The organism is Streptomyces sp. NPDC001914 (genome assembly GCF_042891215.1).
Taxonomy (GTDB): domain Bacteria; phylum Actinomycetota; class Actinomycetes; order Streptomycetales; family Streptomycetaceae; genus Streptomyces.
Genome location: NZ_JBIASW010000001.1, coordinates 812,621 through 832,654, shown reverse-complemented (window position 1 = coordinate 832,654; position 20,034 = coordinate 812,621). Strand labels below are relative to the sequence as shown.

At 67.5% G+C, this 20,034-nt stretch carries 14 protein-coding genes; 7 read left to right on the top strand and 7 right to left on the bottom strand.

Translation table 11 applies throughout. From position 1 onward, the window contains the following. Positions 1-658 precede the first annotated feature (658 nt). Positions 659-3,391 carry an NB-ARC domain-containing protein gene (locus ACFYYF_RS03980; protein WP_388771134.1) on the bottom strand — a complete coding sequence of 911 codons (2,733 nt, stop codon included), beginning with the start codon at positions 3,389-3,391 and terminating at the stop codon, positions 659-661. A gap of 446 nt (positions 3,392-3,837) precedes the next feature. Here ACFYYF_RS03980 and ACFYYF_RS03975 point away from each other — a divergent pair, with 446 nt between their 5' ends. After that, positions 3,838-4,707 carry an esterase/lipase family protein gene (locus ACFYYF_RS03975; RefSeq protein ID WP_388771131.1) on the top strand — a complete coding sequence of 290 codons (870 nt, stop codon included), beginning with the start codon at positions 3,838-3,840 and terminating at the stop codon, positions 4,705-4,707. A gap of 34 nt (positions 4,708-4,741) precedes the next feature. Here ACFYYF_RS03975 and ACFYYF_RS03970 read toward each other — a convergent pair whose 3' ends face one another. The 4 genes from ACFYYF_RS03970 to ACFYYF_RS03955 form a co-directional block, all read right to left on the bottom strand. Continuing rightward, the gene (locus ACFYYF_RS03970; protein ID WP_388771129.1) at positions 4,742-5,215 is read right to left on the bottom strand and encodes a hypothetical protein; all 474 of its coding nucleotides are present in this window, start codon (positions 5,213-5,215) and stop codon (positions 4,742-4,744) included. A gap of 740 nt (positions 5,216-5,955) precedes the next feature. Then, the gene (locus ACFYYF_RS03965; protein WP_388771126.1) at positions 5,956-7,626 is read right to left on the bottom strand and encodes a hypothetical protein; all 1,671 of its coding nucleotides are present in this window, start codon (positions 7,624-7,626) and stop codon (positions 5,956-5,958) included. After that, a complete protein-coding gene (locus tag ACFYYF_RS03960; protein WP_388771123.1) occupies positions 7,623-9,701 on the bottom strand; it encodes an NB-ARC domain-containing protein in 2,079 nt (692 codons plus the stop codon). The genes ACFYYF_RS03965 and ACFYYF_RS03960 overlap by 4 nt, the downstream gene beginning before the upstream one ends. A 78-nt stretch (positions 9,702-9,779) precedes the next feature. After that, entirely contained in the window at positions 9,780-10,106 is a 327-nt protein-coding gene (locus ACFYYF_RS03955; RefSeq protein WP_388771120.1) for a hypothetical protein, read from the bottom strand. Between the two features lie 1,497 nt (positions 10,107-11,603). Here ACFYYF_RS03955 and panD point away from each other — a divergent pair. The 4 genes from panD to ACFYYF_RS03935 all read left to right on the top strand — a co-directional run bounded on the left by panD (position 11,604) and on the right by ACFYYF_RS03935 (position 14,071). Then, entirely contained in the window at positions 11,604-12,029 is a 426-nt protein-coding gene (panD, locus tag ACFYYF_RS03950; protein ID WP_361675795.1) for an aspartate 1-decarboxylase, read from the top strand. A gap of 54 nt (positions 12,030-12,083) precedes the next feature. Further along, positions 12,084-12,428 carry a GNAT family N-acetyltransferase gene (locus ACFYYF_RS03945; protein WP_361675793.1) on the top strand — a complete coding sequence of 115 codons (345 nt, stop codon included), beginning with the start codon at positions 12,084-12,086 and terminating at the stop codon, positions 12,426-12,428. Beyond that, positions 12,428-13,162 (top strand): aspartate/glutamate racemase family protein, encoded by a 735-nt coding sequence (locus ACFYYF_RS03940; RefSeq protein ID WP_388771116.1) that lies wholly within the window; start codon positions 12,428-12,430, stop codon positions 13,160-13,162. The genes ACFYYF_RS03945 and ACFYYF_RS03940 overlap by 1 nt, the downstream gene beginning before the upstream one ends. Before the next feature lie 684 nt (positions 13,163-13,846). Further along, positions 13,847-14,071, top strand: a complete 225-nt coding sequence (locus ACFYYF_RS03935) for a hypothetical protein (protein ID WP_382779137.1) — start codon at positions 13,847-13,849, stop codon at positions 14,069-14,071. A gap of 305 nt (positions 14,072-14,376) precedes the next feature. Here the strand turns inward: ACFYYF_RS03935 and gndA are convergent, their stop codons facing one another. Next, a complete protein-coding gene (gndA, locus tag ACFYYF_RS03930) occupies positions 14,377-15,816 on the bottom strand; it encodes an NADP-dependent phosphogluconate dehydrogenase (RefSeq protein WP_361675767.1) in 1,440 nt (479 codons plus the stop codon). 500 nt (positions 15,817-16,316) lie between these two features. Here gndA and ACFYYF_RS03925 point away from each other — a divergent pair, with 500 nt between their 5' ends. Further along, positions 16,317-17,543 (top strand): transglycosylase family protein, encoded by a 1,227-nt coding sequence (locus tag ACFYYF_RS03925; protein WP_388771113.1) that lies wholly within the window; start codon positions 16,317-16,319, stop codon positions 17,541-17,543. Here ACFYYF_RS03925 and ACFYYF_RS03920 read toward each other — a convergent pair. Next, positions 17,533-19,005: a DMT family transporter gene (locus ACFYYF_RS03920; protein WP_388771110.1), complete on the bottom strand. Its 1,473-nt coding sequence runs from the start codon at positions 19,003-19,005 to the stop codon at positions 17,533-17,535. The two genes, ACFYYF_RS03925 and ACFYYF_RS03920, sit on opposite strands and share 11 nt — an antisense overlap. 210 nt (positions 19,006-19,215) lie before the next feature. Here ACFYYF_RS03920 and ACFYYF_RS03915 point away from each other — a divergent pair, with 210 nt between their 5' ends. Next, positions 19,216-19,983 carry a (2Fe-2S)-binding protein gene (locus ACFYYF_RS03915; RefSeq protein ID WP_388771108.1) on the top strand — a complete coding sequence of 256 codons (768 nt, stop codon included), beginning with the start codon at positions 19,216-19,218 and terminating at the stop codon, positions 19,981-19,983. Positions 19,984-20,034: the final 51 nt, after the last annotated feature.

Genomic DNA, 20,034 nt, shown 5'->3' with positions numbered 1-20,034 from the left:
GTCTTCATCACCCGACGTCGGGGGCGGCTCCGCAGCCGACGACGGATCAAGGCCCCGCCCCGGGTCCGGGGCCTCGTTCTCGTCCTCGTCCTCGAAGAGTCGAAACGCTGTCAGGTTGATCCATTGGCTGGGCATGGTCGCATCCTTCCCGACGGTCGTCTCCCGGCGCCGCGCTGATTGAGGTCGCTAACGCTCCGTTCACCACGGTGTCTTGGGAGGGAGTTGAACGGCGGTGAACACGCCATGGAGTGAAGGTGACGACGCGTACGACGAACGCAGGGACCAGCACCAGACACTCGTTGAACCTGTTCAGGAACTGGATGACGAATTGGCCCGGATGTGCGTGGGCGGGACCCAGCTCGCCAACCTGGCAGAGGCATACGGCCCGAATCGGTGGTGTTTCGTCCACCATCGCCCACCTATGCGTACGCCAGCTCTCCATATGGGCTGACAGCTGACTCATCCATAAAGAAATGGCTCAAAGCCGTACTCGTGTCCCGCAGAGCCGATCTCGACGCTAGCCACCGCCTGCTCGTGGAGCAGATCCGCTACAGCACGGCTCTTTCGCAGCGATCCTCCCTGCCTGCCTCCAGGATCGCTCGACCTGCCGAGGTCGCTACGGGCTCGGGGGAGGCCGTAGCCGCGTGCGCCTACCGGCTCAGGGAATCTTGCCCAGCACACCGAGCATGTCGTCGCACTCCCTGACGCCGAATCCCGCCCCGATCCTCACGTACAGCTCGCGGGCAGCCTCCACGTGGCGGCGGGCGTCCTGTGGGTGGTTCAGCCGCTGATGGGCGCGGCCAACCTCAAGTAGGATGTGCGCCCGGTTGTGGTCCTCGCCGAACTCGTAGGCGAGTGACAGCACCGACTCCGACTCCTCGACGATCTGCTCGAACTGGCCACGGGCGGAGCGCAGTCGGGCCAGACCGACGTTGAGGAACACGCTGGTTCGGAAGTCTCCGATCTCCCGGCATTCGCGCAGCGTCCGTGCCAGCAAGTGGTTGGCTTCCTCCAGTCGGCCCACATCCACCAGGTGCAGCACGAGCCAGCCCTCGAAACCGAGGATTGCCCAGGCCACACCTCGGTGGCGGGCGAACGCGATGGCCTCGTCAAGGATCTTCGGAGCCTCGGGCGAGCGGCGGGACACGGCGATGACGCTCCTCACGAAGAAGATCATGTCATTCAGCGAGTCGTCGACGTCGTCCAGTGTCAGGAACTGGCGGTACGTCTCGCTCAGTTCCGCCTCTGCCTCGTCGATGGCGCCGGCGTGGAAGAGCAGTGACGTCCGGCGGGCTTTGATGCGCACTCGTTGGTCGGGCATACCGGCAAAAGCCGGCCACTGGAGCAGTGTCGTGGTCAGCGCGAGGAATTCGTTGAAGTGCCCGAAGGTGATGGCGAAGGGATAGAACGCCAGGAGGAGGTCGGCGGCGAGCCCTGCCTTTCCCTTGCTGAGCAGGCGGCCGATGGTGCTCAAGGTGTTAGTGCGGTCCGCGTCCCACCGGGCCAGTGTGTAACCGGTGCGCCAAAGGACTTCTGCCTCGGTGTTGAGGTAGGAGATCAGCGCCCTGGCGTAGGCGTCCTCGACTCGTTCGAGTACGTCCAGGTCCCTCGCCTGGACCGGCGCGGTGTCCTCGAGCAGGAACCGCTTGATGATCGGCAGGACCGAGTAGCGCGCTGTGGGGCCGTCGTACTCGATGAGGTTCAGGATGATCAGGTTCGACAGGGCTCGAGTCGCGGCCGACTCCTCCGTCTCCAACTGCACCAGGGCTGCATCCACGACCTGGCCAGGCAGCGAACCGGGTGGGTGTGCGAGAAGCAGCAGGGTCACGATGCCTCTCTCGTCGGAGACCTGTTCCACACCGTTCTTGAACAGGTAGAGCAGCAGTCTCTCGTCACTGACCCGCCGCCGCTCAGCCGGCAAGTGTGGCGCCCCCAGCATGAGTTGGCCGACCAGCCAGTTGACCGCGAGCGGGATCCCGGCGCACAGATCCGCGACGAGGTTGGCAGTGGCCACGTCATAGGCGAGCTGGCGCCGGGCGAACTCGAAGCGGACCAGCTCCGCAGTGTCGACGGAGCCCAGCGGCTGGAGGCGGATCCGGTGCACCACGTCGATCCTGCGGCGGCTGGTGATGACGACGGAGCAGCTCTCGGGCAGTTCACGCAGGTAAGGCAGGGTTCTCGGGTCGGTGACGCTCTCGAAGTTGTCGAGGACGATGACGCAGCGGAGCCGGGTGAGGACGGTCGCCAGCGCGGTGGCGCGCTGGTCCGCCGGGAGGAGCAACAGGTCGCGACGGCCGAGGGTGATGGCGAGCGTCGCGGTGAGATCGCCCAGGTCCGAGGCGCTCGTGGTCGTCGGTACCTGGCCTTCCGCCTGGAGGGTGGTGGTGCACGCCGAGAGCCAGACGACGGCCTCGTACTCCGCCAGCTTGAGTGCCTGGTGGCAGATGTACAGCGTCAGAGTGGTCTTGCCGGCCCCGGCCAGGCCTTCCACGAGGACGAGCTCGCCCGGCCGCTGTCGTATGAAATGCAGCAGACGGGTGCTCTCGGCATCACGCCCGACGAGCCGGTCGATCGTAAGTCGGGGAAGGTTGCTCGCCGCCGTGCCGGTGCGGCTGGCCTCCGCGGCCAGCGGCGCACCGAAGGAGGGGAACGTGTGCTGCGTTCCGATGGGGGCGGCCCGGGCTGCAGCGCCGCGTAGCAGTTCCTCACTCAGATCGAGATATCCCGGGTCCTTGGCCGATGCGGGACGGATGACCGTCGCATGATTGCCGGGCAGCACACCGTGAGCGCGGAACGATCCGTACGCCGAGGCCCGGTTGACGATCCGGTCGTTCTCGGCCGCGTAGGCCGTGATGGGGATCGGACACATTCCAGCTGTGACCTCGGTGGCTTTGTCGACGCTCTGCACGACATGGCGGTGTGTGTCGGCGATCTCTTCGTCCAGCGGTCGCAGGCGCCGTTCCTGTGCGTGCGGATACAGGATGCCGACCACGCGCCTGGGTGTGAGGAAGATGCCCGAGCCACCGTTGGGGCAGGCGATGAGAACGATCTTCGCAATGCACCGCAGTTCCTCGCCGTCCGAGGTCCCCAGTACGCGGGACAAGAACGTCTGGAGAACCAAACCTCCTTGACTGTGCGTCACGAAAATGAGCCGATCGTATGACGTTCTGTATCGAGCGAATCGGGTCCGTAGTTTATCGGCCGCAGTGCGATAGGTGGGCACGCGAGTGAGCATGCGGTTGCCCACTAGGCGACTGTCGTACTCGAACAGTTCGAAGCTGAAGCCCTCGGTGAATCGATCGTCCGCCGTCATGAGCGCAAGCAGCTCGTTCCATGCCTGCGGGCCGGAAGCGATACCGTGAATGAAGACGATTCCTGTCCGGCCCATCATCGACCCCTGCTCGCTTTGATCGCGTCTGTTCCTTCGCTTGCTGGAAACATGGATCTTCCCTGCGGTCGAGGAGACGTGACGATTATCATAGGCGTCGCAGCCCTGAACTTGGGCACAGTTATGAGGGTTTCACGTCCGCAGCCGCAGCAAGACCGATCTGCGGGGCCGTCGGGGCGGTTGGGCGCCAAGTGTGCTGGGACCAGTCGGTGCGCCACCGGGGCCGAGTGCAGGCGGGAAAGCTGCGCCTGGCCCACGCCTGAGGCTCGGGCAGGACGACCTTCGCGACCGGCCAGTGCCAACAGTTGGCCGACGGTTGCGTCGACGAGCATGTCAGCGCGTTGCTACTGGGCGCGATGATCTCAGTCGCGGTATGGCATCCCGCAGGATTTCAGGGCATGGAGAAGATAGCGTGTAGTTCCCATCAACGCCGAGCGAGGGGCGAAACGTTGAGCGACGGTCGGCTTGGTGTGGTGACGATCCACGGGATCAGGTCCGGGCCCGAGGCGTGGCAAACCCTTGCGCAGCTCATTGCAAACGACGAGGAACTGGGCTTCGTTGAAACGCTGCACTTCGAGTACGCGACTGGAGTGAAGCGACTGCACCCTCTGCGCATCTTTCCGTCGATCGATACCGTCGCCGACAGCCTTAAGGAGTTCCTGGCCACGGAGGCGGGCGACTTCGAGAGGCTGATGCTCGTGACCCATAGTCAGGGCGGCCTGGTGGGTCAACGGTATCTGGCCCGCATGCTGGCGGACGGAGCGGGCCAGGAACTCGTCCGCATCAAGCGTGTGGTGATGCTGGCCTGCCCCAACAATGGTTCAGAACTGTTGCTGTCGCTGCGTCGCAACATTCTGGGCCTGGGCCATCCTCAGGAGAAGGACTTGCGGCCGCTCAACGCCCAGGTGACCGCGACGCTGCGCACGATCTTGCGTGATGTCGTGCACGCCACCGCTGTCACAGCCCGTACGTGCCCAATCGACTTCCGAGTCTTTGCCGGGGAGAGTGATCGTGTCGTTCCGGCCGCGTCCGCGCAGTCAGTATTCCCTGACACCGCCGCCCTGCCAGGCGACCATTCCACGATCCTCAAGGCAGACTCGGCTGGTCACCGCACTTTCACCACCCTGCGCCGTCTCATGCTTACCCTCCCCGAAAGTGAAGATGCCCAGCCACCGTCCACCGCGCAAGCAGTGCCATCGGATCCACGAGGTTCGGTGACCAACATCATCAGCGGCGGTACGGCCTATGGTCCTGTCATTCAGAGTGGCACGGTGGAGGTCTCCTTCCCCCATCCGCCTGACGACGGGAACGGGGCCTGATCTACGATGGGTAGGTCCCGGATCGGAGCATGCTCTATGCAAGACGGTCGAAGTAATAGGGGAGCCATTCTTCGAGGAATGCTGAGAAGGGCACGGCGGCGGGACACACACGCCGGTTGAATCCGGACAGCGCCACGATGTCAGAGGGAAGAGTGTCTACTCTGTTGAAGAGCGCGATCATTATCTCGTATATGTGACGTCGTCTCGCGGCGGTGACACCGGCTCGGATGGAGTCGGAGTCTAGGTCGGCAGCCTGAGCCCCTTTGAGTAGGAGTTCGCCGGCGATGGCAGGTACGACGTTGTTGCACAGGACCGTGATCAGCTTGGGGTTCGGACACAAGTCGATTCGCTTCGATGAGCCGTAACCGAATCCGTCGACGAAGGCTTCGGTGAATGGCAGCAGGACTCGCGGTGTCCCTAGGCTCGCCACGAGGTTGGCCAGCGGCTCCGCAGAGGAGGCGGTGAGGTGCAGTTGAACGGCCAGCAGAGCTGACTGCAGTCGGGGCATGGCCGAAAGTTTTGCGGCCATGCGGTATTCCCGGGCCGTAAACGGGAGTCGGCCGAGCATGTACGACGTTGCCATCCCGCGTGCTTCGGCCTCCGTGAGCAGTACCGGTGGGCCATCGCTTGGCGAGCCGGGTGGTGCGTACCTGTGACCGTTGCTCGACGGGTCTTCTCTCGCGGTGGAGTGGTAGAACTCGCGCAGGACGCGCGACGCGGGCAGTGCGGAGTCTGGTGGTTCCTGACAGGCATGGACAAAGCGTGGCCAGTCCCGCGCCAGTATGCGCATGCTCTTGCGGCAGGCTGCTGCCGGATCGGCGTCGGTCGCTGCTGCGAGCCGATCGATACTACGTAGCAGGTAGTCCGCTGGTGTGGAGCGGGCCACGGTCCGTCGGGCTCGTTCGTGAGCAGCCTCGCCGCTTCGTCCAACGTCGGCTGTGAAGTACTGGTCGAGGAAAGGGTGGCCGGCCGCCCCGAAGTGGATTGCGGCATCTCGAGTTCGTGTGGCCTGAGCCCAGTACCGGCTGCGTACTGTACTGACGCGGACCACTGGCAGTTCTGTAGCAGAGATGGCGGGCGATACGGTAGCCGCCAGTCCTTCGCTCATAAGGGACCGAGCGAATTCGTCGTTTGCGCGGATCTGATGTCGAGGAGGGCTCCGAAACCAAAGCTCTGATGACATTTTCGTCGTTTGGATCTGTTCATTGACCGACTGTAGGTAGACATCGAGCCTGTGGCGATCCGATGTCATGAGTGTGTGTCCACATTGTCGATCGCCAAGGCCGCGTAGCCATGAAGCAGCCGTCTAGTGATGTGGTGGCCTTCGTCTCCCAGGCTGAACCGACTTGTGCTCAGAGCGGAGGCGAGGAGGGCGAACGCCATAGCTGTGGTTAAAGAGTCTTTGTCTCCTTCCTCCAGCCAACTCGCTGTTACGGTGAGGTCCCGGATGAAGGGCGGCAAGGAAAGAACGGAGCATGCGTCTGTCGATCCTCGCATGGCACCGCCTTCGGCTGTCGATGGTGCCTGGGCCAGCAGTCGGTCGAGGTTCAGCAGGAGGCTGCGGAGGGCATTGGCGGAACCGTGGGCGCCTTTCTGTCCCGCTGGGCTGAGGGGCGATGTCATGCACTCTGCTTCGATGACTTCGTGGATGTCCTCAGCTGACATTTCCCGAAGCCAGATCCGCGCGCGCTTGCGCCGCGTCTCCCTCATATCGGCGAAGAAGGGCATATTGAGGGGGCCTTGCAGGTCGAACTGGAGTCTTTCCACGAGTCGGTCGACAAGAGAAGTACGGCCCGTGGAGTGTCGGGACATTTGTCGTGTGCGCAGGTTGTTGAGCGTGACCCCTGCACATTGACGTGAGTGCCACCGAGCGAATGCCGTTCCGGTGAGCGTGTGTCGCCGAGGGTCCACCAGAAGGTCCGGTCTTGCGGAAAGTTGGTCCAAGGCCGCTTCGATGACGGGCTTTTCTTGGTATACGGCGGAAAGAAATTGTTCTTGTGATCCGCCGGCAATGAGGAATTGCTTGAGGGGCGTGTTACCAGGTTCCTTGGAGCCTAGTTGTTCCTCGCTGTCATCGGTGCGGTGGAAGGACGCCATGACAGCACTTCGGGCCGCTCCGGTCGAGGTGCGGTACCGATGGTGGACCAGTCTGCTTGCCGCGAATATCGTATGACACGGTGCGTCCAGATCGGTCAAGTGGACCACGAGTGGGTCAGGCGTTTCACGGAAGTCCGCCTGTGCCATGAGCACTTCATCGACTCGGCCCTCGAACGGAAAGATGCAGGCGTCTTCGTCGCTCCATACGCTCCCGTCCGCTTCCACGAAGCACTGTCTGAAAAGCCGGTTCGTGCGAGGCAGGTAGGTCAGTCCCTGGCCCGAGGGCCCCTGTGCGCTGCCCAGGCCCCAGGTGACAACTACTTTGTACTCGTCCATGAAGGGGCTGTTGTCCAAGTGCAGGGTGTTGTCCCGGGCGACGACGTCGACAGGGAACGTGTCCTTGGCCCGCATGTCGATGATCTTTATCGGGCCGCCCAGTGCATGCGCGATGAGGACGGCGAAAAGCGGGTGCGCGACGGCGTCCCACAAGCCGGCGTTTGTCAGCAACGGTGTCGACGAGGCGATGTTCAGGTAACTATGCAGCGTGCCGCGGCTGCCGCCTGTGCGCATCTCAGCGTCGTAGGTCTTCCGGAAGTCTTCGAACTGGGCTGCCGGGAGCAGTCCGGTCGTACTGACGGCTCCCTCTCGACCGAGCCCTCGGCTCAAGGGACCGAGGGCTTGCGTTCCGATGAGATTGTCCAACATGGCGCGAAAGCGGGCGTCCTCTGTCTGGCGCGAGAGCTGACGGTAGGAGGCCGGGCTGGCCAGTCGTTCGGAAGGGACGAGGGGTGTGTGACGCAGGGCCATGTGGTTGCCTTTCACCTGGGCTCGTCTGCGCCGACGAAGCGGTCGAGATCTGCGAGGACGCGATGGACCTCGGACACCGCGTTGTCGTTCCCGACTTGGGTGTAGGCCTCTTCGAGCTGTCGCAGAATTGCTCGGACGGAACGAGTGTTCCCGAGTGCTTCTTCGGCTCGCCAGGCACGCTCCAACCAAGTGCAGCCCTTCTCGAGGTCTCCGGATTTGACTCCGACTGTCCCCAGGACTCGCAGAGCGAGTGCACGGCCGTACGCGTTCGTCCTCTCCTCGCAGATCGTCAGGCTGCGCAGGCCCAGGTCTTCGGCCCAGGTGTAGCGTCCCAGCTCGATGAGGGCTCGTGCAGCGTCATACAAGCCTCGGGCTTCGCGCACGGCGTTGTTGTTGCGTCGGGACTCTCTGGCGGCGCGCAGCCCCCACCGCAGTGCCTGGTGATAGGAGCCGGAGCGGAGTGAGAGTTCCGCCATGGCGTGTTGGGTGGAGGCTGCCTGGCTGTTGTCTCCGCGGGCACTTTCAATGCTGAGGGCTGCCAGGAGTTGTTCCTTTGCCAAGCCGAGCCGTCCGGCGTCGGCGAGCGCCCTTCCCAGGCCACGCCGACAGTGAGCCTCCATTGGGCGGTCGCCGACCATGGCTGCCTGGAGAGCACGTTCTTGGACCTCGAGCGTTTTGGGAGCGTCTTGTCGCCAGTAGAGGTAGGTGTTGACGCACCAGGCGAAGCGAGTGACGAACTCATAGTCGTGGGCGTCCGATGCTTCGTCCATCAGGCGGACCATGGACGGCGTAATGGTACGGAACCATGTGAGTGCCTCGGGAACGGTGAATCGGGCTTCGCCAGCGATCCGTTCTACGACGTCGCCCAGCGCGACCGGGGACCGGTCGGGGTCGATGGCTTGGTCGGCTGCGAAGCTGAGCGCGAGGTAGGTGATGCGGATCCGACGTGCGATGTTGGTCTGTTGTTCGGTATTCAGTACCTGCGCGCGCGTCTCTGATAGGTATGCACGGATGATGTCGTGCATACGGTAGTGCCCTCGGCTGATCTCGTCGATCAGGGACGCGAGACTCAGCGCGCGCAGGATCCGATCGCATCTGGATTCGTCCTGGTCGAGCACGAGCCGCAACACAGCACTGGAGAGCTCGGTATTGGGCAACATTGATGCCGCGTACAGCGCGTATTTGGTTTCAGGGTCAAGGTCTTCGACGGACCAAGAGACGACCCTTCCGACCTCTATTCCGAGATCAGCATCGTCGAGGAACCCCAGGGGTGTGTCTCCGGACTGGATACCGTCGAGTGCGTCCTGGAGGTCCCAGGTGGTGTGGACGGCCAGTTTGGCGGCGACGATGGCAAGAGCCAGTGGGTGTCCCTCCAGCAGTTCGACGATGCGGGTCGCGCTGTGGTTGTCCTTTCCGACGCGGACGAAGCCCACGCGTTCCGCAAGCAGTTCGATGCCTTCTTCGATGCTGAGCAGAGGCAATTTGAGGACCTGAGCTTGGTGTCGGATGATCATTTCTGGGATGGCGCGTCGACTTGTAACGATCAGGCTGGAGCCGACGCCGGGTACGAGTTCTTTGACATCGTCATAGGTCGACACGTTGTCAATGATTACCAGGCATCTTTTCCCCGCTGTCGCTGCGAGAAACGCGTTGCCCCATCCTGTGTCGTCAGGCAAATCAGAGGGGCTTACGCCGAGCGCGGCCAGGAAAATACGCAGGGCGTCACGGGGTTCCACCTTCGGGGCATTCGAATATGCTTGCATGTCGACGAAGAACTGCCCGTCGGGGTAATCCTGGAGCCGTGATCCCGACCATGCTAGGGCCAGGGTTGTCTTGCCTGCTCCGGCCAGACCCCACAGCACACAGCATCGAGATCCTGAGGACCCCATGGCGTCGTCCATCGCCGTCAAGAGATGCGACCGGCCGATGACCCGGCCCACGCCGCCGGGCAGCATGTGAGGTACTTCCGCGTAGTTCACCGAAGGTGAGCGCTGGACATATATCGGCCCCGACGACCCCACCTGCAGCAGTTGATTCGCCGACAGGCGTTCCGCGATGTTATGCGGGACGCCTTCCTGCCCGGGATTCACTGAGCCTTTCCTCCAATGATTTTCCATCGGTGCAGACCTGGGTGACTCAGGTTTTTCGTATCCCCGGTGCGTCATCGGTCACATCGAGATGTTACCGATGTTCTGGGCCTGAATGAGTTTCTGCACGTTGCTTGATGTCACGGAATTGTTGGCGCCGGCGGACATTGAAAACCTGTGCAGATGTTCCCGGAATTCCGGGTCCGTATTCGCGTGCGTGAATAGCAGAGCTTGAAGTTCACGCCTGTCATCCGCGGAGAGAGTTCCGTGCTCGGCACGGGTCAGGACGTCTGGTTCATGTGAAGGGTCCTGATTTCGGGAAAGGTGACGGCGGATGAGGTCGACGATCGCAGCGCCGGATCCTTCAGAAATCTTGGCGAGAGCAGCAGTCACAATGGCCTCTGTCACGCGTCACTCTCCCTACTTGGTTGGCGGGACCGGACAGGCCGGGATGGGTCGGCGTGCTCGACGGATCCCAGTTGGGGTGTGCAGGCGTAACGGCAGAAGAGGATCTTCGTGTGGCGCTCGAGGTGAGAACGCAGGCACAGGCAACGGTACCCACTGCCGCGACCGTTGGAAGCGCAACTCGTGAGAAGAAACGATTCTCTCGTTGATCGACCGGCGGAGGGATGCGGGGCTTCGGGGTTCAGTCGCTACGGAGGAGAATCGATCCGAACAGGATCGTCTCGGATCCGTCGGGCGCTCGGGGGTTCCCGGGAGGGCGAAGATCATTGGCTCGCTCGAAGTTCGTAGCTCTGAGTGGCGCTCCGTCAGCCGAATGAGGCCCGAAGGGCTTTGCAACGTCGGCACCGTGCACCCGATGTCGCGCATCGCCGCCATTCATCCGCGCGTGACCAAAGCGTGATCCGAAACCCGCTACCGCACGAGAGCCATCGACCGTCTCACACGCCTCGGCATCGACGTCGAAGTCGTCCAACGCGAGCGGGCAACAAAGGCTTCAAAGAGATCGCTCGGCACGGGGTCGTCTAGCGCACCTTGGGCTGGCTCATGCACCACCACCGCCTGGCCGGCGACTACAAAACCCACCCCTACTGCTGCGAAGTCGCAATCCCCGTCTCGATGATCGCTCTCATGGGCCGACGCCTCACCCGTGAATCAACCCCGAACTGGAAGTACTTGTAGCTGCCGGGCGACGCAGGCCGAACGCGAGCACCCCTATCCGATGGGCGAGCGCCGAACCACGCTCACCCGAGTGTCAACGCTCGTCGATGACCATTGCCGCGCTATGCCAGGCGCCACAGGCGCTGCCCTACTCTGGCAGCTACCAATAGTCGGGCGGCGATATTTCAACGACCTGGAATCGGCTCAGGGCCCTGTCGAGATTCCGAAGGCATGCGAGACGCCAGGGGGAAGACCGTCCGAGACGGCCCTCTCCCAGCGCAGTGCCATCGACAGGTGCGGCCTCTCGATCTCGAACCACTCAACGCCGACATGCGTGGAGGCGTAGCGCCAACAGCAGGGCCAGAGCTCCTCGTGCCGCTGAGCCGGCGGCACGGGTCATTGCCGCATCGCCCTTCCACGCACATCGCACTTCGCAAGCGGATCCTGGGATGCTCACGCGCGGGGCCACCAACCTCTCCAGCCTGACGGGATGTACCGAACACCGTGGCCAGGACAAACGCTCCTTAAGGCCCCCACATGCCTGATGGCTCATCAGTCAAATCGGCATCCGATCCGCGGCAGCCCTGGGCAGGTTCCCGTGAGCGCCCAGGATCAGGGACTTCTCAGCAGTTTGAACCGCGCAGAATGCGCAGGTGAGAAGCCTGCTCGCATGGGCGCTCGGTCTTGTGCAAGTTCTTCGAGTCGAAGGAGTGCAGATGTAGAGTGAAGACCGCCCTTGACCCGCAAAAGCAGGCAGGGAGCAGACGAATCGGGAGCTTCTTCGTGCTTCGTACCATGTTCAAGTCCAAGATCCACCGGGCCACGGTCACCCAGGCCGACCTGCACTACGTCGGGTCCGTCACCATCGACGCCGATCTGCTCGACGCGGCCGATCTGCTGCCTGGTGAGCTCGTGCACATCGTCGACATCACCAACGGCGCCCGCCTGGAGACGTACGTCATCGAGGGGGAGCGCGGCTCGGGTGTCGTCGGGATCAACGGAGCGGCCGCCCATCTCGTGCACCCCGGTGACCTGGTGATCATCATCAGTTACGCTCAGGTCGAGGACGCGGAGGCGCGTTCGCTGCGGCCGGCGGTCGTGCACGTGGACCGTGACAACCGGATCGTGTCCCTCGGTGCCGACCCGTCCGAGCCGGTGCCGGGATCGGACCAGGAGCGCAGCCCGCAGGCCGTGCCCGTCACCGTCTGAGCCACGGCGCGGCGGTATCGCAGGACCCCAGGAACCAGGACCCGAGGAGTGCCCGTGAGCGACATCGACATCCGCGACGACCGGCCGGCCGGCCGCCTCGAGGCGTTCGCCGGGGGCCACGTGGTCGGACACATCGAGTACTTCGTCCTGGAGGAGCCCGCGCGGGCCCTCGTCCCGGTGCACACCATCGTGGAACCGGAGCACGAGGGCCAGGGCATCGCCGGCTCCCTCGCCCGCGAGCTGTACGGCATCGCCGCACGCGAGGGTGTCGTCGTGGCCCCGCTCTGCCCGTACGTCGTGAAGTGGGCCGCGCGGCATCCCGAGGAGGCTCCGGCGGCCGACCCGGAGCTGCTGACGGCCGCGATGGAGTGGCTCAAGGCGCATCCCGGACGGTTCTGATGACCCCGGCCGAGCCTTCGGCGCCGACCCGGGCCCAGGCGGGAATCCCGGCCCCGGTCCGGCCTCCGGACCAGTCCCGGTCGCGCTTCGGTCCCCTCGCCCTCCTGCACACCTCGCCCGCCCACATCCCCGTCTTCGACGCCCTGCGCGACGCGGACCACCCGGGGCTGGAGCTGCGGCACCTCGTCGACGAGGAACTCCTCGCGCGGGCCCGTCGCGAAGGGCCCGAGTCGGTGGCCGACGACGTCCGGGCGTACATCGCGGGCGCCGTCGCCGACGGTGCCCGGGTCGTGCTGTGCACCTGCTCGACCGTCGGCGCCATCGCCGAACGGACCGAGGCCGGGGTGCCGGTGCTCCGCGTCGACCGTCCGATGGCCGCCGCCGCGGTGGCCGCGGGCTCCCGGGTCGTCGTCCTCGCGACCGTGGCGAGCACCCTGGAACCGACCGTCGGCCTGGTCGAGGAGGAGGCCCGCCGGGCCGGCCGTCCCGTCGAGGCGCGTACGGCCCTGGTCGACGGCGCGTGGGCGCTGTTCGACGCGGGTGACGTGGACGGCTGCGCCCGCGCGGTGGCCGACGCCGCCGACGCCATCGCCGACGCCGACGCGATCGTTCTCGCCCAGGCCTCCATGACCGCGGCCGAGGGGCTGGTCACGACCTCGGTGCCGGTGCTGTCGAGCCCCCGCCCCGGGCTCGCCGCCGCGGCGGACGCGATCCGCCGACTGTCCTCCGCGTAGCGCACGCCGGTCAGCGCACGCCGGTTGGTACAAGCCGAGTGGTGCAAGCTGGGTAGTGCACCTCCCGGGTTGCGAGGGTCGCGGCCGTGCCGAGCCGACGCTGCCGAAGCGGGGGCGTGACACGTGACCGTCCCTCCGTCCCCCGGTGGTGTGCCCCGGCCTGGGCCGTCCAGGCGCCGTTCCCGGCGCGACGGGGTGAGTGGGGGCTCGGGCGCTGGGTACGCGGGAGACAAGTCCAGAGGGCCGACGTACCGACTGGCTGGAGGACCGCCATGACGCAGCCGTATCCCGACCCCGTGCCGCCGGCACCCACGCCCGGACCGAGCCCCGAACCCCCGGGCCCGTCCCCCTTCCCGGACCCGACACCCGCACCGCCGATGCCCGGCCCGGACCCGGCCGGCCCCGACCCCGCACCGGGACCGGCACCCGGACCCACCCCGGTGCCGAACCCGGGCGGGCCCGATCCCGTACCGGGACCTGAGCCCGTACCGTCACCGTCCCCGATCCCGAAGCCGCCGGGCCCCGACCCAGTGCCGGAACCAGGGCCCCAGCCGGGACCCCCGCTGTCCTGATGCCACCCCGAACAGAGCGACCCACCGACCCACCGACCCGCTGGCTGTCCCTCTGACCGACTCATCGGCCCCGGTCTCCAGGGCCCCGGAGGACGTCAATACACTCCCGCGCGTGAACGACATACGGTGCACGCAGTGCGGTCATGTGGGGCTGGAGCCGGGCTTCGTCGAGGACTCCGGACAAGGTGCCCGCGGGTTCGCGCGGTGGGTCGAGGGCGCGCTTCAGAGAGGCCCGCTCGGCGGTGCCAGGCTGATGGGCAGGCCCCGCTGGCAGATCGACGCCTTCCGCTGCCCCAACTGCGCCCACCTGGAACTCTTCGCCGGCCAGCGCAGCTAGCCGCGGAACACCGTCACGCCGGCATCCCGGCTCTGCGGCATGCGCGCACCGCGCAGGCATTCAGCCGCGGGTGCGCCCAGCCGCCCTGGGGGCGCTGCCGTCCAGCCGCACAGCCTCGTCGGCACCCGGCCGCACCGCAGCCGGCCACATCAAACGGCCGAAGCCGTCACGCGTCCCGTTCCGGGCACGTGACGGGACGCGTGACGGCTTCGCTCGTGCGGCGCTCGTACGGCGTCTCCGGGATTGCCCGGCGACAGCCGTGCGGCAGGTTCAGGGCACCCCGGTGACAGCCCGCGGGGCGACCGCTATGCCTCGACCTCCGACCGGTCGCCGCCCCACAGCGTGTGGAACGACCCCTCGCGGTCCGTCCGGCGGTACGTGTGCGCTCCGAAGAAGTCCCGCTGCCCCTGGGTGAGCGCGGCCGGCAGCCGCTCGGCGCGCAGGGCGTCGTAGTAGGCGAGGGCCGCCGAGAAGCCGGGCGTCGGCACACCCTGGAGGGTCGCGGCGACGACGACCTCGCGCCAGCTGTCCTGCGCCGCCGCGATCTCCTGGGCGAACGTCTCGTCCGACAGCAGGCTCGGCAGGTCCGGCCGGGCGTCGTACGCGGCACGGATACGGTCGAGGAAGGCCGCCCGGATGATGCAGCCGCCGCGCCAGATCGAGGCGACTGAGCCGAGGTCGATGTTCCAGTCGTACTCGTCGCTGCCCGCGGTGATCTCGTGGAATCCCTGCGTGTACGACACGATCTTCGACGCGTACAGCGCCTGCTCGACCCGGTCGGCGAAGGCCGCGGCCTCGGACTCGTCGAGCTTCCGCGCCGTCGGACCGGCGAGGCCGCGCGAGGCGGCGCGCAGGTCCGCGTGTCCCGACAGCGAGCGGGCGAACACCGCCTCGGCGATGCCCGACACCGGCACACCCAGGTCCAGCGCGATCTGCACGGTCCAGCGGCCGGTGCCCTTCTGCTCGGCCCGGTCCTGGACCACGTCCACGAACGGCTTGCCCGTCGCCGCGTCCACGTGCGACAGCACCTCGGCGGTGATCTCGATCAGATACGAGTCGAGCCGGCCGGTGTTCCACGTGCGGAAGATGTCCGCGATCTGCGCGGGGGAGTACCCGGCGACGTCGCGGAGCAGCTGGTAGGCCTCGCCGATGAGCTGCATGTCGGCGTACTCGATGCCGTTGTGGACCATCTTCACGAAGTGCCCGGCGCCGTCGGGACCCACGTGCGTGACGCACGGCGCCCCGTCGGCGGCCTTCGCGGAGATCTTCTCCAGCATCGGGCCGAGCGAGGCGTACGACTCGACCGAGCCGCCCGGCATGATGCTCGGCCCGTTCAGCGCGCCCTCCTCGCCGCCGGACACGCCCGTGCCGACGAAGTGGATGCCCTGCTCGCGCAGCGCGCGCTCACGGCGCCGGGTGTCCGCGAAATGCGCGTTGCCACCGTCGATGATCATGTCGCCGGGCTCCAGGAGCGGGGCGAACTCCTGGATCACCGCGTCCGTCGGCTCGCCCGCCTTCACCATGATGACCAGGCGCCGCGGCCGCTCCAGCGCCGCCACGAACTCCTTCGCCGTCTCGGCCGCCACGAACGTGCCCTCGTGGCCGAACTCCTCCACGAGCGCGTTCGTCTTCGCCGACGTGCGGTTGTGCACGGCGACCGCGTACCCGTTGCGCGCGAAGTTGCGGGCGAGATTGCGCCCCATGACCGCGAGACCCGTGACGCCGATCTGGGCTGAAGTGCTCATTCGGTTGGCTCCTAAGAAGTGCGGTAAGTCCGTCGGCCGATACGGGAAACACGTCGGCGCCGATGCCACCGGCGGTGTCCGTCCGTGCCGCTCGCCAGTATTGCCCCAGCCCATCCTGACGTGTCGGAGGTGTCCACGCAGGGGAACGTCCCGGCGCCGCGAGGGCGGATTTCGGACAGTCCGGGTGGCGCGGGGCGGCTGCGGCCGGTGGGTCCCGAGGCCTGTATGCGGTCCTGGCTCTCGCGCGGCGGGGCCGCAGGAAGGGGCCGGGCGCACGCCGCCGGACACGGGAACCCGACGTCGGCGGGCCGTGGAGCGACGGGCGGCGCACACCGGTGCCCGGTCGTCCCGGTCACTCACCGTGGTGCCGGCGACCGTTCCGGCGTGGGCCCGTCATCCTGTCAACGGCCTTTTCGGAGCGACCGGTTGCCGCCTTGTCCCGGCCTGTTCCCAACGCTTACTTTTGCCGCTCCTGACGCATGTCTATGGGGGGCTCGCTCATGGCCGTACGCGGCCGGCACCGCCGGTATCAGCCGAACAGGATCAACCGCGCCTCACTCACCGTCACGGCGGGCGGCGCCGGGATCGCGCTCCCGCTGGTCGGGACCGGAGTGGCCCACGCGGCGGACGTCGGGATCTGGAACAAGGTGGCCGCCTGCGAGTCCAGCGGCAACTGGAGCATCAACACCGGCAACGGCTACTACGGCGGACTGCAGTTCACCCAGTCCACGTGGGAGGCGTACGGCGGCCAGGCCTACGCGCGGCGCGCGGACCAAGCCACGAAGGACCAGCAGATAGCCGTGGCCGAGAAGGTGCTGAAGGGGCAGGGGCCCGGCGCGTGGCCGGTCTGCTCGGTCCGCGCGGGGCTGACCAGAGGGGGCGCGGCCACCGACATCAGCCCGTCGGGGACCGCGCCGCGGACGGCGAAGCAGCGGTCGGTGCGGGACGTGCAGCCGCAGACCACGCCGCAGTCGCGGGCCGGTACCGCCGAGATGTACACCGTCGTGCGGGGCGACACGCTCTCCGGCATCGCCGACTCCCGGCACGTCCAGGGCGGCTGGCAGGGGCTGTACGCCGCGAACCGCTCGACCGTCGGCTCCGACCCGGACCTGATCCTGCCGGGCCAGCGGCTCGCCCTCGGGGGCAAGGCCCAGGCACCCGCGCACACGCCGGCCAAGAGCCCGTCGAGGACGACCCGGCCGACGCCGGAGAAGGCGCCCGCGAAGACACCCGCGAAGAAGGCGCCGACGACCACGCCGGCCAAGAAGAGCTCCACCGGCAGGACGTCCTCGCACACGACGACGACCGACAGCCCCGGGACGCAGACGCGCGTGGTCCCGGTCCACGCCGCGACCGGCACGGCCTACCACGCCTCCGGCTCCCACTGGTCGAAGGGCTACCACACGGGCGTCGACTTCCCCGTGCCGACCGGCACCTCCGTCGCGGCGGTCGCCGCCGGGCACGTGGTCAGCTCGGGCTGGGGCGGATCGTTCGGCTACCAGGTGGTGATCCGGCACGCCGACGGCCGCTATACGCAGTACGCCCACCTCTCCGCGATCTCCGTGAAGGCGGGGCAGAGCGTGGTGGCCGGGCAGCGCATAGGCCGCTCGGGGTCCACGGGCAACAGCACGGGCCCGCATCTGCACTTCGAGGTGCGGACCGGGCCCGGCTTCGGTTCGGACATCGACCCCTTGGCGTACCTCAGGGCCGGCGGCGTCAGGATTTGACTCGGGTGCGGTGGTGACTGACGAACGGGATCGGCACGTACGGCACACCGAGCATGACGGTCAGGTAGGGCAGCTCGTCTCCGCCCGCCGGCGGGCGGGGGGCGACGACCTCCCTCGCCGGTGCGGCCGGTACGACGGACTCGACCGGGGCGGGCACGAAGGCCGCCGCGATCACGGGCTGCGGCGGAACCGCCGCGGCCCGCGGACCCGGCGGGAACACGCCGTCCCCGCCCGCCCGGGAAGCCTGCGCCCGGCCTCCGGCGGTCCGTGCCGCCAGGCTCTCGATACCGGCCGGTGACGCGGGCGTCCGTGCCGCCAGGCTCTCGATACCCGCCGGTGACGCGGGTACGACGAGTCCGTCGGCGTCCTCGCCGGGCTCGGGCAGCCCGGCCAGCAGTTCCGCCACGGCGGCCTCGGTGGCCGTCAGAGCGCCGGCCCCGGCGTCGGCCGGGACGGGGGGCTCCGCGACGCGCGGCCGCGACACGGCCGGCTCGGCGAGCCGCGGTCCGGAGGGAGCGGCGAAGGCCACCGGAGTGTGGTCGGCGGTGTGCGGGTGCGCCGCGCCCGCCGACCGCCCGGCGTCGGCCTCCGGTGCGGCCGTGGTCTCCGGTGCGGCGGCCGCGGGCCGGTCTCCGCCGGCGATCCGCTCGGTCGTCAGCAGGATCAGACCACCGGCCGCGACGACGCCGCAGCCCAGGGCGAGCGCGGTGCCGGCGGTGCCGTAGCGGAAGGTCTCGCCGAACATCGTGATGCCGACCGCGGCCGCCACGACGGGGTTCACGACCGTCAGCGTGGCCAGCGGTGCCTCCAGGCCCGCACCTCGGTAGGAGGCCTGCGAGATCAGCATGCCGGCCGTCGCGAACACGCCGATGGCCGCGAGGCTCGACAGGTCCGCGAGCGAGACGTGCTCCGACCAGTCGACCGCGACGGTCTTGGTGAACACGGAGGACATGCTGAAGGCGACACCGGCGGCGACCGCCAGCAGCACGCTGCGCACGGCCGGGTGCCGGTGCGCCGCGCGCCCCGCGACCATCAGGGCCGCGACCGCGCCGCCCGACACCACGCCCAGCGCCAGCCGCTGGGCGTGGCTCAGCGACTGCGCGTCGGAGGCGCCGACCAGCGACAGCAGGCCGGCGAGGCCCACGGTGGCCATGATCGCGCCGCGCCAGGCGCCGGCTCCGGCCTTGCGGCCGACGAACAGGGCCGCCATCGGAAGCGCGAAGACGATGGTGAGCGCGCCGAGCGGCTGTACGAGGCTCAGCGGGCCGAAGGCGAGGGCGACCACGTGCAGCAGCCCGCCCAGGCCGGTCAGCGCGACGGCCGCCCACCAGCCCGGCCTGCGCAACGGAGCGTAGGTCTGGCCGGGAGAGGTCACCGCGACCTGCTCCTGGATGATCGCGCCGCCCGCGTACGCGACGGCTGAGACGAACGAGAGCACCACGGACAGGGCGAGGGCACTCATGAGTCCCTCCTCTGCGTACGGCGCGGAGCGGCGGCCCGGCGCGACGAACGGTCGGCTTCCATGCAAACAACGATGCCGTGCGATTTAGTTCTCGTCGTCGTCCCTGAGCAGTCAATGGGTCCTACTGCCGATGGAGTACGAATCGCCCGGTGTCCTCCCCAGGGTGGGCGACACCACGGTCCGATCCACTGGTGGTCACCCCTAGGGGGCTTGGTACTACTGCTCTTCGTGGACCTCGACCCCCGGCTCTCCGCGCTCGACGCGCTCGGCGGATTCTTCGTACTACGCACCGGCGTACCGCCGGGCGGCCCGCTGCCGACCCTCGCGAGCGCGTGCGCGGACCCCCGATCCAAGACAGCCTCGGAGGTTTACGGAGATCCGCTAACTTTCCGTGTCCAGAAGGTCGTGCAGAGTATCCGGGCGCCGGAAGCGCGGGTCGCGGTCTCGGTGGCGCAGCAGGGTCTGGCGGCCCGTTTCTGGTCGATCGCCCTCGGTGCCGCCGTGCTCTGCGGCCAGGTGCCCGACCTCGATCCGGAGCTGCTGCACTGGGACCCCGACGCCGGCGCTCCGGACGACCTGTGGCTCCGCGAGGTCCGCTTCCGGCCCGTGTCCGATCTCGACGCGGTCGTGCGCGCCGGGCTCCTCCTGCCGCTGAGCGCCGCCCTGCGCGCACGCCACCGTGTGTCGCCCGCCCTGCTGTGGGGCAACGCGGGTTCCGCCCTGGCGGGGACCGTCCGCCAGCTGGAGCGCTGGGCGCTCGTCCACGACCGCCCGGACGTGGCGGAGCGGGCCGGGGCGCTGGCCGGCCCGCTCTTCGCGCACCCCGGCCTCGCCGGCACCCTCGACCCGGACACGCTGCGCCGCCGCAGCTGCTGTCTCTACTACCGGGTGCCCGGCGGCGGAGTCTGCGGGGACTGCTGTTTCGAGCGTCCACCGCGTCCGCCGCGTCCACCGCGCCCGGCACCGCGCCGGACCTGACACGGGGGTGATCGTCGCGGCCTTCCGTACCGGCTTCAACTGGCGGTCTTC